A 15,399-nucleotide genomic window follows, 5' to 3' on the forward strand; every position below is an offset into this window, starting at 1 on the left:
CTATGGCACACATTAAAGAAGGTCAATTAATTGGTTCTGGTTCTAAGTTTGGTATCGTCGTAGCGCGTTTCAACGAATTTATCTGCAGCAAGCTCCTCGGCGGCGCATACGACGCCCTCCATCGTCACGGCGTAAGCGACGACGATATCACGACGGCCTGGGTTCCCGGCTCCTTTGAAATTCCCCTCATCGCCCAGAAAATGGCCGAATCGGGCAAATACGACGCCGTCATCTGCCTCGGCGCAGTCATCCGCGGCGCGACGAGCCACTACGACCTGGTCTGCAATGAAGCAGCCAAGGGCATTGCTCAGGCGTCCCTGAAGACAGGCGTGCCTATCATGTTCGGCGTCATTACGACGGAAAATATCGAACAGGCTATCGAACGGGCCGGCACGAAAGCGGGCAACAAGGGCTTCGACGTAGCGACAGCGGCTATCGAAATGGTCAACCTCATAAAAGAACTGTAAGAAAACGCAAGAGGCTGATGCCGAAGAATTTCTTCGCGCACCAGCCTCTTTTATACGCCGTATGCAGTTATTCTGCCGCAGGCTCCGTATCGGGCTCATCTTTCGTCGTAAAGCCGATGATCCGCCGCGGCTTGTCCGTATCGTCGGTCCGCTTGACGGCGACGAGAAGCAGGTTCAGCTGAGACAAGTGCTGAACCAATTCGACGTGAGAGCCGTCAGATAGTTCGCCGTAGAAGACGATCATGTTCGGGTCCCAAAAGCCTACGTCCTGAATGCTGAAGGTAATGTTGCCGGCCGATACGAGGCGGCCGCCGGCCTGCATATCGTCGGGCATGTCCGATTCAAAATTGTTGATGAGCGCGACGATGCGCCGGTACATATCCGAAGCCAGGTAGGGCGTTTCCGGATCTTCATCTTCTGCCGTATCCAGCGGCGCCGACGGCGGAATGATCAAGATATCCCGGCCGTCTGCCGCCGTATATTCCTTCTTTTCGTCTGCCATAGTAATGCCCCCTTTTTCCGTTTCTTATATACATAATTCCATGCGGAAGGGAGAAATCCTGCCGGCACGGCGAAAGAGTCCGGCAGCGGGCAGCACAGTTTTTCCGACCTGCCAAATTAGTAGTGAAAAATACTCGCAGGTGTAGTATAATTAGATTCAGATTTTATGTAGAAAGGATATCAGAACAGGATGCATATTGAAGACCAGATCGTCCATTATACATCAGACGAGTTAATTCGCGTTTCTATCGCCCAGACGCGCCGCATAACCGAAACGGCGCGGCAGCGGCATCATTTGTCGCCTGTGGCCTGCGCCGCCTTGGGCCGGGCCATGACGGGAGCGCTCCTCCTGGCCGGAGACTATAAAAATCATGAAGGCGTTTCCCTTAAATTTGCCGGCGACGGCCCATTAGGAGCCGTTCACGTCGACGCCTTCGATTCCAATAAAGTACGGGGCTATATCGACAATCCCGCAGTGGATTTGCCCCTCAAAGCAAACGGAAAATTAGATGTAGGAGCCGCTGTAGGCCAGCACGGCCAGCTGACGGTAACGCGCTTTACGCCGGAGCAGATGACCTATACGAGCCAAGCCGACCTCGTATCCGGCGAAATTGCCGAAGATTTGGCTTATTACTTATACACGTCGGAGCAGATTCCCTCGACGATCAGCTTAGGCGTCCTCGTCGACCGGGACTATACGATTGCCGCGTCAGGCGGCTTTCTCGTCCAGGCGCTGCCGGGAGCGAAAGAAGAAGACTTAGCGCGGGTCGAGGCCAACATTACGCAGATCGGGCCGATTACGACGTATTTGAAGAATCATCCCGATGGAGAAGGGCTGATCGACATTATTTTAAGCGGCATGCATTTTAAAGAATTATTCCGCAAGCCTGCCTGGTGGCAGTGCACGTGCTCGCGCCAGCGCATTGAAAACGTCCTCCTGTCCCTGAGAGCCCAGGATAAGGAGGAACTGCTGCAGGACCCGCAGGTAGAGATGACCTGCCATTACTGCGGTGAAAAATACGTCATCAGCCACGACGAATTAGTTACTTTATTCGAAAACGCACATAAGGAGTGATAGTATGGGCTTAATTGCCATCATCGGCGGTACGGGCGTCTGCGATATCAAGATGCTGAAAAACGCCAAAGAGCATCACATGGACACCTTTTACGGCACGATCCATTATGTCCGCGGCACATATGAGGGAAAAGAACTGATTTTCCTTCCCCGTCATGGTAAAACCCATTCCATACCGCCTCATCTGATCAACTACCGGGGCAACATGCTGGGCTTAAAGCGGTTAGGCGTTACAGCCGTTATTTCGACGACGGCCGTCGGGTCCCTGAACCGCGACTTTAAGCCGAACGAATTTGTCCTGCCCGACCAGTTCCTCGATTTTACGAAGTCGCGCCATACGTCTTTCTTTGACGGCGGGGAAAACGGCGTCGTCCACGTCGATATGACCGAGCCGTACTGCCCGACCCTGCGCCGTACCCTCATGGCAGCGGCTGACGAACTGGGAGGATACGCCCTGCACAACGGCGGCACCTACGTATGCACGGAAGGACCACGGTTTGAAACGCCGGCGGAAATCAAGATGTACGAAACGCTGGGCGGCGACCTCGTCGGCATGACCAACGTGCCGGAAGTCTGCCTGGCCCGGGAAGCTGAAATCTGCTACGCTACGGTTTCCATGGTTACGAACTTTGCCGCCGGCATTTCTCCGTCCGCCCTGACTCATTCGGAAGTCGTAGACTGCATGGCGGAAAACTCTCTCCGCCTGCGTACCCTGATCATGAAAGCCGTCGAACTGTACGGCGACGACGATTGCCTGTGCCGCCACGCCCTGCAGGAATACGGCGGCTTTACGGTGTAATATGGATACGCTGCGCTGGCAGAACGGCCAGCTGGTCCTGCTGGACCAAACGAAGCTTCCCCTGGAAGAATCCTATATTACGTGCACAAAATGGCAAGACGTATACGACGCCATTTCCATCCTCGCCGTACGGGGCGCGCCGGCTATCGGCGTAGCCGCGGCTTACGGCTCGGTCCTGGCGGCCCGCATGCTGGCCGATACGCACGACTATGAGTCGACTGCGGAGTTCCTTGCCGATTTCTCCGAATGCTGCCGCCGCCTCGACGAAGCCCGGCCTACGGCGGTCAACCTGCACTGGGCCCTGGAAACGATGAAAGCCGCGGCGTATGGAGCAGAGGAACAACCGGTCTCGTCTATTCTCCAGCTGCTGGAAGACAAAGCGAAATCCATGCAGGCCGAAGATGTGGCAATCAACACGGCCATGTCGGAATACGGCGCTGAAGAGTTAGCCGCGGCAGGTAAGCCTCTGACGATATTGACGCACTGCAATGCCGGGGCGCTGGCTACGGCCGGCGTCGGCACGGCTCTGGGCGTCATCCGCTCTCTTCACAAACGGGGGCTGATCCGCATGGTTTATGCCGATGAAACGCGGCCCCTCCTGCAGGGAGCGCGCCTCACCGTATCGGAGCTCATGGCCGACGACATTCCCGTGACGCTCATTACGGACAACATGGCCGCCTGGGTCATGAAGACGAAGGGCGTCGACGCCGTCATCGTCGGGGCCGACCGCATTACAGCCAACGGCGACACAGCCAACAAAATCGGCACCTACGGCGTGTCGATTTTGGCGAAGGAACACGGCGTTCCCTTTTACGTCGCCGCCCCGATTTCGACCTTCGACCTGTCCCTGGACAAGGGGGAACAAATTCCCATTGAGGAGCGAAATCATGACGAAGTGCGTTCCATTCAGGGAGTACCGACGGCGCTGCCGGAAGCCGCCGTCTTTAATCCGGCCTTCGACGTAACGCCTCACGAGAATATCGCGGCTATTTTTACGGAAAAAGGGGTTATCCGCAAGCCTGACACTGCGCAGGTTCATGCATTTTTCAATATATAGAAAGGAAGTCTTATCGTATGGAATCTATTATTCGCGACATCAAATTGGCTAAGAGCGGTCATGAAAAAATCAGCTGGGTTGACCACTACATGCCGGCGCTGAACGCTATCGGCGACGAATTAGCTAAAGAACAGACCTTTAAAGGCAAGACGGTCTGCGTCAGCGTCCATTTGGAAGCTAAAACGGCGTACTTGGCCGAAGTCCTGCACCGGGCCGGCGCCAACGTCATCGTCACGGGAAGCAATCCCTTGTCGACGCAGGACGACGTCGCCGCAGCTCTCGTAGAAGACGGCCTGACAGTCTATGCCTGGTATGGCGCGACAGAGGAAGAATATTTCAATTTCCTCAACAAATCTCTGGACCATCATCCGGATATCATCATCGACGACGGCGGCGACCAGGTTCATCTGCTCCATACGACGCGGACCGACGCCCTGGAAAACCTTCTCGGCGGCACGGAAGAAACGACGACAGGCGTCAACCGCCTCCATGGCCTCGATAAAGCGGGCCAGCTGAAATTCCCCATGATCGCGGCAAACGATTCGTACTGCAAATACCTCTTCGACAACCGCTACGGCACAGGCCAGTCCACGTGGGACGGCATCATGCGCACGACGAACCTCACCGTTGTCGGCAAGAAGGTCGTCATCGCCGGCTACGGCTGGTGCGGCCGCGGCTGCGCTATGCGGGCCAAGGGCCTGGGCGCTCACGTCATCGTCACGGAAGTAGACCCCATCAAGGCTATCGAAGCCGTATTCGACGGCTTTGAAGTGCTGCCGATGGCCGAAGCCGCCAAGGTAGGCGATATCTTCGTCACCCTGACAGGGGACAAGGACGTCATCCGCGGCGAACACATGAAGAACATGAAGGACGGCGTCATCTTGGCCAACGCCGGTCATTTCGACGTAGAAATCAACCGTCCCGAACTGGAAGCATTGGCTGTGCGCCATTTTGAAGCCCGTCATAATATCGAAGGCTACGAACTGCCCGACGGCCGCATTATCAACCTGCTGGCCGAAGGCCGATTGGTAAACCTCGCTGCCGGCGACGGCCATCCGGCGGAAATCATGGATTTGTCCTTCGCCGTACAGGCCCTGGCAGCCAAATATATTCTGGAACATCACGCCGAACTGGGCAATCACGTATACGTCCTGCCCCGCGATATCGACATGGAAATCGCTAAGATCAAGCTGCGCTCCATGGGCTACAGCATCGATACCCTGACGGAAGAACAGCGCAAGTACTTAAATCTGGACTGATAAGGCAGGGGAGGACAGCCGATGAAAACGTTGATCAAAGACGTGGCCTTGTACAAAGACCACGTCATCACAGAGCATCAGAATATTGAAGTGACAGACAGCGTCATTACGGGATTTCCGATGGCGCCCCAGGCAGGGAATTACGACGAAGTCCTCGAAGGCCGTTCTATGCTGGCCCTGCCCGGCTTCGTCAATACGCATACGCACATCGCCATGACGGTGTTCCGCAGCTACGCCGACGACATGCAGCTCATGGATTGGCTGGAAAAGAAGATCTGGCCGGCAGAAGACAAGCTGGACAGCGACGTCGTATACGCCCAAACGATGCTGGGTATCGCCGAAATGATCCGCTGCGGCACGACGAGCTTCGCCGACATGTATTTCTTCATGGACGACGTAGCCAGAGCCGTAGAAGCCTCAGGCATCCGGGCCGCCCTGAGCCGCGGCTTGACGGGCGTGACGCCCAACGCCCAGCAGGCGCTGCAGGAAAATAAGGAATTTTACAAGACATGGCATGGAAAGGCGGACGGACGCATTACAGTCATGTTCGGCCCCCATGCGCCCTATACGTGCCCGCCCGATTACATTCGCCAGGTCGTCGAAGCCGCCGGCGAATTGGGAGCGGAAGTACATACCCATCTGTGCGAAACGAAGGGCGAAGTAGACAACATCGTCAAGCAGTACGGCAAATCGCCTATCGCCCTGATGGACGAACTGGGACTGTTCGACTGCGGCTGTTTAGCGGCCCACTGCGTGTGGGTCGACGATGCCGACATGGATATTATGGCTAAAAAGGGCGTCCGCGTCGCTCACAATCCGGGCAGCAACTTAAAGCTGGCCAGCGGTATCGCTCCTGTCCAGGACATGCTGAAAAAAGGTATCGTCGTAGGCCTCGGCACGGACGGCGCATCGAGCAACAACAACCTGGACATTATGGAAGAAATGCATTTAGCCGCCTTCATCCATAAGGCCCATACGCTGGACCCCTTAGTCGTCCCGGCCGAATCGGCCGTCAACATGATGACCGAAGCCGGCGCGGCATGCCTCGGATATACGGATATCGGCAAGTTAGAAACAGGGTATAAAGCCGATATTACCCTCGTCGACAGAGAAGGGCTCCATTGGTATCCGAAAAACGATTCCATGTCCTTGCTGGCATACTCAGCCAACAGCTTTGACGTCGATACGGTCATGGTAAACGGCAAGGTATTGCTGAAAGGCAAGGAATTTACGACATTGGACATTGAAAAAATCAAAGCGGAAGCAGAGCGGACGAAAGAAAAGCTCTTTTCCGCCTTATAATCCCATCTCAAGACGGCCGTTCCCTGAAAGGGGGAGCGGCCGTTTTTGCATGCCTCCTGTGACAGAGGGGATAGGGCGCAGTAGTTTTTTACATATATTTCACATAATCGCCTGCATTTCTTTACACAAAAGGCCTAAAGTAAAAGCAGTTAGTATACCTTTGCTAGTTTATAGCTCAATAGGAGATGTTGCAATTATGTGTCCATTTCACGTCAAAAAGAGTAAGAAAGTTGCTGCTGCGTATGTGGCAGCAGTATTATGTATGGCTTCTTTCGGCGTATTTGCTGCGACCGAGCATTGGAACGATGCGTCCCTTACGCCGCAAGTGACGACGAGAACGACCGTTTCAGAAAATACGGATTGGCAGCAGTGGAAAGACAATTGGGATGCCATTAAGACCAATTACGAACAAGTATCCATTGCTCCCGGCGCCGACGCCTCTCAGCTGAATTTCGGCTGGTACTCCAAGGAAAAAGCCGACCGCGCGCAGGTTCGCATCGCCGACAATCAGGCAATGAAACACGCCGTAACCTTCGACGGCTCCTGCCAGGATGGTACGGTAATCAGCGGCGTACCCTATTACACCAACAAGGTTACGGTAAAAGATCTGAAGCCGGAAACGACATACTGGTACCAGGTAAGACTCAATGGCAAATGGCAGGAAGCCCACCAGATTAAGACGGGCAACCCCGATGATTTCACAATCATGTACGTCGGAGACCCGCAGATCGGCGCGTCGTCCGGCCAGATTCCATCAGAAGGAACGGCAAAACAGAACGGCGACATCGCGGCCCGGAACGACTCGTATAACTGGGCAAAAACCTTGAATTACGCCTTGGCTCAGCATCCGGAAATCAACTTCCTCGTATCGCCTGGCGACCAGATTAACGAACCAGCAGAAGACCAGAGCGCCGCTAAGATTCAGATGCAGGAATATCAATATGCCGGCTACTTGTCTCCTGCCGCGCTGCGCAGCCTGCCTGCCGCTACGAGCATCGGCAACCACGACTGCATGACGTCGGGCTATCAGAATCACTTCAACGTTCCGAATCCCTTTACGGAAGAAACGAATTCGACTAAAGCCGGCTACGGTTACTACTATACCTACGGCAGCGCGCTGTTCATCGTCATCAACGCCAATAACTACAACGCCGCCGACCATCAGGCCTTGATCGAAAAGGCCATCAAAGCCCATCCGGATACGAAATGGCGCATCGTCGTCATGCACCAGGATATTTACGGCAGCGGCAAAGACCATTCCGATTCGGACGGTATCCTGCTCCGCACGCAGCTCACGCCGATTTTCGACGCCAATAAGATCGATGTCGTCCTGCAGGGCCATGACCATACCTACGCCCGCACCTATCAGCTGAGCAGCGACGGCAAGGCTCATGCAACCTTTGACCAGTTCAAAGCAGACGGCCAGTGCGGCCAGAAGCATAACTTGCTGGATGCAGCCCTGAAAAATCAGGAATTTAAAAACAATTACGTATCCCAGAACATGTGCTATACCATTGCCGACATGAGCCAGGGCGTGCTCCGCAACCCGAAGGGCGTATTCTACATGTCGTCCAACTCGGCGACAGGCTCCAAATTCTACGAGCTCATTCCGCAGCAGCAGGATTACGTCGCCGCCCGCAGCCAGACATGGCGTCCGACCTATTCGGTTATCCGCATTACGAATAACAGCTTCACCATCAACACCTATGACGCTGAAACAGGGACACCTATCGACAGCTCGTACAGCATCATAAAGGACTAAGGACAGATGATACATTCTAAATGGTTTCGCTTGCTCCTCGTCATCGTCTGTATCGTCGCCGGAGGGTACTTCCTTCAATCGTACAATCAGGTCGACAAACCGCAGATGGTCAACACAGACGGCCGTACCTTTGAAAAGGCTCAGGTCATAGAAATCATTCAGGATAACGTACAGGAAAACGGAAGCCGCGTCGGCGACCAAATCGTGTCGCTACGCATTGAAAGCGGCGTCCATGCCGGGAAAACCGTTCAGGCAAATTGCCCGAACGGTCTTCTCTTTGGCACGGTCTGCAAACCGGGGATGGAAGTCGTCGTCATATCCAGTACGATCGGCCAGCTCGATCTGCACACGGTATATAACGTCGACCGTTCCCTGCCGATTTACCTGTACATTGCAGCCTTCCTGATTTTACTGAGCGTCGTCGGCGGCAAAAAGGGCGTCAAATCAGCCGTCGCCTTAGTATTTACCTTTATCTGCTTTGTGTTTCTCTTTTTCCCCATGATCCTGCGGGGTACAGGCCCTGTCGCCGCATCGATCCTCACGTCGGGCATCGTCCTGGCGGCGACGATGTATCTCATCAACGGCTGGTCGAAAAAGAGCGTTACGGCCTTTTTAGCGACGCTGGGAGGCATTCTGACTGCCGGCATTTCAGCTATCATCTTTGGCCAGGCTGTCAATCTGTCCGGCTACAACGTATCGAACATTGAAAGCCTCATGTTTGTCGCTCAGAATACGATGATCGACATCGGCCAGATTCTCTTTGCCGGCATCTTATTTGCCAGCTTAGGAGCCGTCATGGATATTGCCATGGACGTGACGTCGGCCTGCGCGGAAATCGAAAAGCATAATCCGCAAATCAGCCGCAAGGCCCTGTTTCAGGCGGGAATGAACGTAGGCCGCGACGTCATGGGGACCATGTCGACGACGCTTATCCTGGCGTTTTTCGGCGGTTCCTTGGGAACATGGGTATTAGATTACGTGTACGATTTGCCGTATTTGCAGCTCATCAATTCCAATTCGATCGGCATCGAAATTATGAAGGGCTTCTCAGCCAGCTTCGGCGTTATATTCACCGTTCCTATTGCAGCGGCCCTGAGTGCCTTTACCTGGCGTAAGGAAAACGGCAAAAAAAAGCTGTAAAGCTGTAACAATCAACATCATATGTACTAAAAGCCTCATTTCAATAGGATTACAAGCCTGTGAAATGAGGCCTTTCTTCATATATACTGCAAATAATTTGCAAGTATCTTTCTACAAATATCATTCTAAAAGAAAGATATCTCCTTATGAAAAACAGGGCATGAACCTATGGCAGAGCTTTTTAAAATACGGACAAAACCGACTGGTCAGGAAGATAGTAGTCAACGCCGAAAAAATAAATGTCTTTCCGGCTCAAAGGTAAGCTGGGCCTCGTAAAATCCGTTGACTTTTACTTAGGGATGCAGTATATATAAAGAGGGGAGAAATCGCTTGTTTTAGCGGTTTATTTAATCTAATCTATATTAATTTATGTTTATTTAGGTTTATTTAGGCTAAAAAATAGAAAAGGAGAAATGAAATATGCAATTTGAAGAGGTTCCAAAAAGAAAAAGGATCATTGACTTTTTCCCCGAAGAAAAGGAAGTGCCTCAAAAAAAGAAGAGAGGCGCCGCTAAAAAAGACGATGAGAAAAAGAAACGCCATCGAATTTCTACCTATTTGACAGATAAGCAATATAAGCAATTTATGGCGTACTGCGAAGACCAAGATCTATCTCCGGCCGAAGCCGTCAGGATGGCCATTCGCGAAACGATTGGCAAGGTCAATAAATAGATTGTTATTCTCAATTTATAAAATTCACACCAGCAGCCAGCTGTAAAACCAATTCTGATATAGTTTGTCGGGCTTATAGATATATTGCCGTTTCACGAAACAACTGAAATAAGTTTTAGTAAAATTTACAGATATGCATGTAAATCCGTATGGAATTACATGTTTATATAGGATAATTGCCGCGCATACGCTGTATGCCAGGACTGAGGACTAATCACGGCAGCCAAAATATATGGTATGGATGTATTAGAAAAAAATTTAGGAAGGGTAATCATCCCGGGATATTGCTTCATGTATTGCTGCATAAATTTATTGCTGCTACACATTATAGCAATCAGGACATCGACGGCCGTATCGGGGAATGCATTTAGTTCCGATAACGTTAAATTATCGGAACTAAATAAAAAGAGAAAAATCCGGCAAGTTATAGCTCTTTTAATTGCTTAGTATCTGTCTGCCAAGTCTGTACCTCTCTTCAAATGCAGTGCTTTTCGGCATTCTATTGTCGTTTAGTAAATTCGTTACTGATTGATATACAAACAAGCTGGATTACATGATATACATACAGATGTCGCTGCACATCAGATTCAAACTTTCAACTTGACATGATATTTCTATCATACCGGTGCTGATTTATACTTCTGTAAAATTCTCTTTGCAGTTTTCTGCAGACAATCTTCATATTTTTGCTTTTAAGCCCCGTTTTGCCCCTTCTATATAAGTTTTATAAGTTTATATATGACTTTGTCGTTTTTGCATGTAAAAACGCTTTTATAAAGGCAAAACTGTCAGGTGCTGCTGATAATTTCATAAGCAAAGACCGAAGCCTTCTCATGAGAGAAAGGCTTCGGTCTTTTGTAATCAGGTGATTTTTTTGTTGTTCAGCAATTAGAAAGTAAATACGAACTGTGCCCGTGTCTGTTCTTCCGGATCGGCATCAGGACCATCTTTCGTCTGGCTGCCAAAGGACTGCATAACGCTGAACATAGCATTTTTAGCGAATACGTAGTCGATGCCGGCACCCCAGGATTTGATATTATCCATCTGGCCAAAGCGCCAGCTGTTCGTGGAGCCGCCTAAGAACGCGCCGTCTTCAGCGTCGAGGTATTCAACCCAGAGATCCCAGGACTTCGGAGTAGCCATGCTGGTTTTGCCGTATGTAACGCGGCCAATCCATACGTTGGCATTGTCATCGCCATTAATATTTTCTTCGCCGTTGACGAAGTTTACGTTTTCATAGTTAGCGAGGACATTCCATTTGGAGCCGAAGTTTACGCTGGCATATGCGCCCCAAAGGTCATCGGCAAAGAAGTCGCCGCCTTCGACAGCCGAATTGCCGCCGCCGACGAAGTTATTGTAATAGACGCCTACAGCCGTATTGTTGCTGAAGAATCCTTCGACTTCGCCATATGCCGTTTTTACGCCTTCCATTTCAACTTCTTCGCCGTCCCATTTTTCCAAGCCGCCGGCGATATCGCCTTCTTTAAATTTACCATAGCCGCCTGTTACAGCAAATTTGCCGTTGTTAAACTGCAGCTGAGCGCGGTCGAATACATCGCCGTACTGGTAGCCATAAGAACGGGGGCCGCCGAGAATGTATGCAGAAGTACGGCCGGCGCTGACTTTCCAGTTGGAACCGAAGGCGTAGTCTACATTGATGATGTCGGCAAACACATCGTTGCTTCCGTCATGAGCCTGACCGTTAGCGCCAAAGTTCTGATTGTCTGTGCTGAGACCGACCGTAGCCGTTACGCGGTCGTTAACCTGGGCCGTGCCGCGGAGGCGAATACGGTAATCCCAGGAGTTGTCGTCTTCTTTAGATTTATTGTCGTTCTGATAACGGTAACGAAGACGAGCGTCGCCAGTAAACTTAATATTGCCGACTTTATTTTCCAAGTTCGATACGCGGACACCGAGATTGTTCAATTCATCAGCATATTCGTCAGCTAATTTGTTGATCAGGGCGCGCTGTTCTACCGTAGCGCGATCCATGTGAGCCATGGCTTTAGCTACCATTTCAGCAGCTTCGTAACGAGTAATGTTGCGGTTACCTTCGAAATATTTGCCGTCTACGCCCTGAACAATGCCCGAGTCGGCCAGTTCTACAACGGATTTGTAGGCCCAGCTGTCGGTCGGTACGTCTACAAACGGGTTGGCGGCAAAGGCGTACGTTGCGCTTACGGCCATCGTTGCTGCTAATGCTGCTAATACTTTTGCTTTCATCATTAACTACCTCTCTTCTTGAATAAAATAGAAAATATCTTGCTTTGTTACAGGCAGATAGTCTATTTTCTCAAAGAGCATTTGGCGAGTCTCCCTAGTTTCCTCTCTTTTGCTGCATTGAGAAATTCACATAGTCTATCTTAATTTCGTTGTGCCTGCGGCACTGGTTTCGATGCCGCACCTCAACTTGATGTTCATTGTACAGTATAATATATTCTAATGTCAATAAAGGCTTGCTTTGTAATTTATTAAACTTATATAGTTATAACAAATAATTATATTATGTGTTATTTGTTAATTATTTTCTAGTAAAAATAAAGATATTTCAAAATAATTATGATGTATTTTCGAGATATTTATAAAGTATTTAAGAATAGCGAGAAACCCAATTCTATTTCCTGCGTCGATATCTGACAATTCATCCTTGTACTTACTCAATTATTTAATAATATATAATTATATATTATTAGGTGATGGCATAAAACAAACGACCCTTTTCTGCTGATTCCAGCGAAAAAGGGTCGTTTATGCGTATGTTTTTTTTAGTCAGCCCTATTCAATAACCGCTATGTGTCATTACGTATCCATATCCCGATCATACAGGCGACTGTTCTCTAAAAATTCTTCGACTGTTGAAAAGCCCAATTCCTTCAGCAGCTCGATGACATAAGGATTCTCTGCCGGCGTTTTATACAGAGCTTCCTTTCCATAAGCCTGGACCTGCTTTTTGCCTTCTTCTTTAGAAATAATAGCTCGCGGGCCGCCGACACAGCCGCCCTTACAGCCCATTCCTTCGAAGAAATTGCCGCCGCGGTTTCCTGCCAGAATATCGTTGATCATGGCTTTACATTCCGGCACGCCATCGGCGCGACGGGTCTGAATGGTCACGCTGCGGTGCGGATTTAGTTGCCCTACCATTCGGGAAACGGCTTCCGATACGCCGCCGGCATAGGCGTATCCGATTCCCGCTTCAGATGCATGAGGAACCTTGTCCTCTGGCAGAGACGCCAGATCTATGTTGGAAACGGAAAATAAATCGGACAATTCCTGATAGGTCAGTACGTAATCAATAGCGCCAACTAAATCTGACTCTTTCTTTTCTGCCTTTTTAGCTAGGCAGGGGCCGATAAAGACGGTTTTCGCCGTCGGATGCAGCCTTTTAACCGTGCGGCCGCCGGCAATCATAGGCGACACTGAGCCGGGAACGTTAGGAAGCAGCTGATGATATAATTTTTTTATCATGGCAATCCACATAGGACAGCAGCAGCTCGTCAGCTGGAATTGGGTTTCGTCGCGGATATTTTTGTCAAATTCCAGCGCTTCTTTTAACGTCAGGATATCGGCAAACACGGCCACTTCCAGCATTCCCGTGAACCCAAGGCATTTTAAAGCGGTGCGCAGCTTGCCCATCGTTACATCCTTTCCGAATTGGCCCGATATGGCCGGCGCAACCAGCGCATAGACCGGTCCGTCATATTCGCGCAGTTCTTGAACGACAGGGATGATTTCTTTACTTGTTTTCAGCGCATCTAATTTGCAGGCGTCGACGCAAGCCTGACAGCCTACACATTTTTCATCGTCAATCACAACGCCCTCGTCTCCGAGCGCTACAGCGTCCCACTCGCAGGCGGTCTGACAATCCCTTGGGCTGTCTGGCGGACAGAGACAAGGCTTCACGCGCCAAATCAGCGGCTTGTCCTCAGGATGGATCAGGCAACCGATCAGTTTCGGGTCTGCATCGCCGCCGACTGCTAAGGGTTTGCCGTCGGCCCCTTGTTTCAGCAAGTGCCAGTATAGTTCTTCTAACGTCTGCATAGTCAACCTCCTTATAGCTCACAGTCAAGCATAATCTATTTTTATGTATATCATAGCAAATTTTATTGATATTGGCATCTGTTTTTTATATTTTCTTCGTATATATTCCGGCGTCGCCATGATAACTCTATTCGTATGAACATGATACAAAATGTTTGTTCGGCTAGAAAGAAATACATCGTCCAAACAAATGTTTACGGAAGAAGCCTTTCGGGCCGCCGTTCATATGTTTGACTTTTCTATTATTTCATGATAAGGTTATCATGAACCTGTATATTTCATGCAAAGGAGGACTGCGGCTTTGAAAAAAGAATTGAAGCATTTCTACATTGGCCGGGCCGACATCATCGCCAATAATGATAAGCTGACCGATAAAGCGCGGCAAAGCATTTATACGGCGCGGGCCGACAATACGATCGACGCCTACGAGTCGGACTGGAATGATTTCTGCGATTGGTGCGAATATCATCAGCTGTCGTCCTTCCCTGCCCAGCCAGAGACGATTGTCAACTACATCAACGATTTAGCCGACAATGCGAAGGCCAATACGGTCGCCCGGCGTATCAGCGCCCTGACGGAAAATTTCGACGCCGCCGGCATAAAGGATAATCCCTGCCGATTCCCTATCGTCCGAAACGCCCTGCGCGGTATCAAGCGCATGAAAGGTACGATACAGCGCGGCAAGCTGCCGATTTTATTTGACGATATCAAGGAAATGCTGACCTATCTCGAAGGAGATGAATTGCAGCAGGCCCGCGATAAGGCCATCTTGCTTATCGGATTTTACGGAGCTATGCGCCGTTCAGAAATCGCCAATCTGGAAGTAGACGACTTGCAGTTTACTCGCCTTGGGCTCCTGCTTACACTGCGCAAATCCAAGACCGACCAGTTTGACCGCGGCCAGATGATCGCCATTCCCCTGGTACAAGATGAAGAAATCTGCGCCGTACGGGCTTTAAAGCATTGGCTGAAGCTCAGCGGCATCTCGTCGGGTCCCGTATTCCGGGGCTTTACGCGCAGTCATACGATTCGCAAGACGAAGATCTCCGATAAAACCATCGCTCTCATCGTCAAGCATTATGTCGGACTCATGGGCATGGACCCGAAGGATTACGGAGCTCACAGCCTGCGGCACGGTTTTGCCACGTCGGCAGCCCAGCACCAGGTCGATGAACGGCAAATCATGAGACAAACCCGTCATAAATCGCAGGCTATCGTGCGGCGGTATATTGACGAAGCAGACCGGCTCATCGACAATCCCATTTTCAAGATAACGGAAACTAAGTGACCATACATACAAAAGAGCGGCGAATAAAGCCGCTCTTTT

The 15,399-nt window shown here is 50.7% G+C and carries 13 protein-coding genes; 10 read left to right on the top strand and 3 right to left on the bottom strand.

Features of this window, described 5'->3' with window-relative positions; genetic code table 11:
- Positions 1-2: 2 nt before the first annotated feature.
- A complete protein-coding gene (gene ribE, locus B5F80_RS03405) occupies positions 3-467 on the top strand; it encodes a 6,7-dimethyl-8-ribityllumazine synthase (protein ID WP_087477412.1) in 465 nt (154 codons plus the stop codon).
- A 67-nt stretch (positions 468-534) separates the two neighbouring features.
- Here ribE and B5F80_RS03410 read toward each other — a convergent pair whose 3' ends face one another.
- The gene (locus tag B5F80_RS03410) at positions 535-969 is read right to left on the bottom strand and encodes a DUF6173 family protein (RefSeq protein WP_087477413.1); all 435 of its coding nucleotides are present in this window, start codon (positions 967-969) and stop codon (positions 535-537) included.
- 189 nt (positions 970-1,158) lie between these two features.
- On the opposite strand from B5F80_RS03410, the gene hslO reads away from it, so the two are divergent.
- From hslO to B5F80_RS03450, 8 genes are all read left to right on the top strand, one after another.
- Complete coding sequence (hslO, locus tag B5F80_RS03415; protein ID WP_087477414.1) at positions 1,159-2,043, top strand: Hsp33 family molecular chaperone HslO; 885 nt, start codon at positions 1,159-1,161, stop codon at positions 2,041-2,043.
- 4 nt (positions 2,044-2,047) lie between these two features.
- On the top strand, positions 2,048-2,842 hold the full coding sequence (mtnP, locus tag B5F80_RS03420) for an S-methyl-5'-thioadenosine phosphorylase (protein WP_087477415.1): 795 nt from the start codon (positions 2,048-2,050) through the stop codon (positions 2,840-2,842).
- A 1-nt stretch (position 2,843) separates the two neighbouring features.
- On the top strand, positions 2,844-3,899 hold the full coding sequence (gene mtnA / locus B5F80_RS03425) for an S-methyl-5-thioribose-1-phosphate isomerase (protein ID WP_087477416.1): 1,056 nt from the start codon (positions 2,844-2,846) through the stop codon (positions 3,897-3,899).
- Positions 3,900-3,916: 17 nt separating this feature from the next.
- On the top strand, positions 3,917-5,158 hold the full coding sequence (locus B5F80_RS03430) for an adenosylhomocysteinase (protein ID WP_087477417.1): 1,242 nt from the start codon (positions 3,917-3,919) through the stop codon (positions 5,156-5,158).
- Between the two features lie 21 nt (positions 5,159-5,179).
- The gene (locus B5F80_RS03435; RefSeq protein WP_087477418.1) at positions 5,180-6,460 is read left to right on the top strand and encodes an amidohydrolase; all 1,281 of its coding nucleotides are present in this window, start codon (positions 5,180-5,182) and stop codon (positions 6,458-6,460) included.
- A gap of 262 nt (positions 6,461-6,722) precedes the next feature.
- The gene (locus B5F80_RS03440) at positions 6,723-8,222 is read left to right on the top strand and encodes a metallophosphoesterase family protein (protein WP_204246332.1); all 1,500 of its coding nucleotides are present in this window, start codon (positions 6,723-6,725) and stop codon (positions 8,220-8,222) included.
- A gap of 6 nt (positions 8,223-8,228) precedes the next feature.
- Positions 8,229-9,362 (top strand): YibE/F family protein, encoded by a 1,134-nt coding sequence (locus B5F80_RS03445; protein ID WP_087477420.1) that lies wholly within the window; start codon positions 8,229-8,231, stop codon positions 9,360-9,362.
- Positions 9,363-9,782: 420 nt separating this feature from the next.
- Positions 9,783-10,034 (top strand): hypothetical protein, encoded by a 252-nt coding sequence (locus B5F80_RS03450; RefSeq protein WP_087477421.1) that lies wholly within the window; start codon positions 9,783-9,785, stop codon positions 10,032-10,034.
- Between the two features lie 888 nt (positions 10,035-10,922).
- On the opposite strand, the gene B5F80_RS03455 is transcribed toward B5F80_RS03450, so the two are convergent.
- A complete protein-coding gene (locus tag B5F80_RS03455) occupies positions 10,923-12,257 on the bottom strand; it encodes an S-layer homology domain-containing protein (protein ID WP_087477451.1) in 1,335 nt (444 codons plus the stop codon).
- Positions 12,258-12,833: 576 nt separating this feature from the next.
- Complete coding sequence (locus B5F80_RS03460) at positions 12,834-14,072, bottom strand: [Fe-Fe] hydrogenase large subunit C-terminal domain-containing protein (RefSeq protein WP_087477422.1); 1,239 nt, start codon at positions 14,070-14,072, stop codon at positions 12,834-12,836.
- A 301-nt stretch (positions 14,073-14,373) separates the two neighbouring features.
- Here B5F80_RS03460 and B5F80_RS03465 point away from each other — a divergent pair, with 301 nt between their 5' ends.
- Positions 14,374-15,360, top strand: a complete 987-nt coding sequence (locus B5F80_RS03465; RefSeq protein ID WP_239386294.1) for a site-specific integrase — start codon at positions 14,374-14,376, stop codon at positions 15,358-15,360.
- Positions 15,361-15,399: the final 39 nt, after the last annotated feature.

Source organism: Megasphaera sp. An286 (assembly GCF_002163455.1).
Taxonomy (GTDB): Bacteria; Bacillota; Negativicutes; order Veillonellales; family Megasphaeraceae; genus Megasphaera; species Megasphaera stantonii.